Consider the following 1,381-nt stretch of genomic DNA (forward strand, 5'->3'; position numbering starts at 1 on the left):
CCGTCCGACTACAGACGTGAGCGATGGCGACTTCGTCGGGATCAAAGACTTCCGAGCGGGCCAAGCGTGACATCATCACACCTCACAAAAAGGCAGCAGGAACGGGGGCAACCGACCAATGTTCAATCCTTCGCCTGGCCTGATCAAAAGTCAACCCCCACAGAATGGGCTCTGTCCCCATGTGAACATCCCCATGTGAGTCCCCATGTGAAAGGGCGAGTGACGCTAGCGGAAGCGGATGAGGCGGACTTCGCCGCTGTCACAGCGACGAAGGCCGCCTGCGGTCTGCACTAGCAACGAACCGTCCTCGGCGATGCCCTCGACCGTGCCTTCATTGCCGACCCCACGATCGCGAAACGCGATCACTTTGCCTGTTAATAAACAACGCGACCGAAATTCAGCCAGCACCTCGGCGGGCGAATCCTGGATCGCCTCAACCATCGCTACTAATTCGCGAACGATGGAGTCGAGTAGCTCAAACCGCGATGCTTTGCGTCCGGTCGCCGAAAACAACGACTGCGGCGATACGGCACCGGGAGTATCAATCTTCGGTTGCTCATTTATGTTGACCCCAATTCCAATCACCACGCGGTCGGCCATCGCTTGGTTGGTCTCGATCAACACTCCTGCGACTTTACCACCTGCTAAATAAACGTCATTGGGCCACTTCAAATACGCTTTGACGGGGGCCAACAAAAATTCGATAGCCCGTGCCGTGGCTAGCCCCGCCGCCAACGACAACAACCCTCGCCGGTCGGCGGCAAGCAAGTCGCACGCAACGGTCAACGAAAACGTCAACGCATCGTCACGGCTAACCCAAGTGTTTCCTTGTCGTCCTCGGCCTGCGGTTTGACGATCGGCAATGTACAAACGCGGAAGATGGTCACGCGCCACAGCGTCTTGCGTTAATTCCACGAGCGCATCGGAATTCGTCGACTCTGTGCTGTACCGATACACCGCAGACCCGCAAACACGATCGCCTAACAGCGAGTTGATCACTCGCACACCGCTGGGGTCCACCTCTGGATCCGTCTGGATCATCCGAGCACCCACAAACTCATCGACCCCAAGATCAACAGAATCACCACAATTTGCCACGTTTTCAATTTTGAACTGACAACGGTATTTTCGGAAAACTCTTCGCGAACATACTCGTCATAGTCAAAGTCATCGTCCGCATCGAGTTCGTCCGATTCAGTCTTCCAGCCATCCTCGTCACTGCTGCCGCAATGCCGGCAAAATTTCGCCCGAGCAGGCAACTCGGCGCCGCAGTGGGGACAAGCAAAGGTTGAATCATCTTTCACTTCGGTGCCGCAACAATCGAGGAACCCACCGGTATCTCAAAACCAGCGGGGAATCGAAGAACCATACAAGTCGTTTA

The 1,381-nt window shown here is 55.7% G+C and carries 2 protein-coding genes; both read right to left on the minus strand.

Features of this window, described 5'->3' with window-relative positions:
• Nucleotides 1-225 precede the first annotated feature (225 nt).
• The gene (locus RMSM_RS34755; RefSeq protein WP_052031947.1) at nt 226-1,041 is read right to left on the minus strand and encodes a biotin--[acetyl-CoA-carboxylase] ligase; all 816 of its coding nucleotides are present in this window, start codon (nt 1,039-1,041) and stop codon (nt 226-228) included.
• Nucleotides 1,038-1,304, minus strand: a complete 267-nt coding sequence (locus RMSM_RS34760) for a zinc ribbon domain-containing protein (RefSeq protein ID WP_008708819.1) — start codon at nt 1,302-1,304, stop codon at nt 1,038-1,040. The genes RMSM_RS34755 and RMSM_RS34760 overlap by 4 nt, the downstream gene beginning before the upstream one ends.
• Nucleotides 1,305-1,381: the final 77 nt, after the last annotated feature.

It is taken from the genome of Rhodopirellula maiorica SM1 (genome assembly GCF_000346295.1).
GTDB classification, from domain to species: Bacteria; Planctomycetota; Planctomycetia; order Pirellulales; family Pirellulaceae; genus Novipirellula; species Novipirellula maiorica.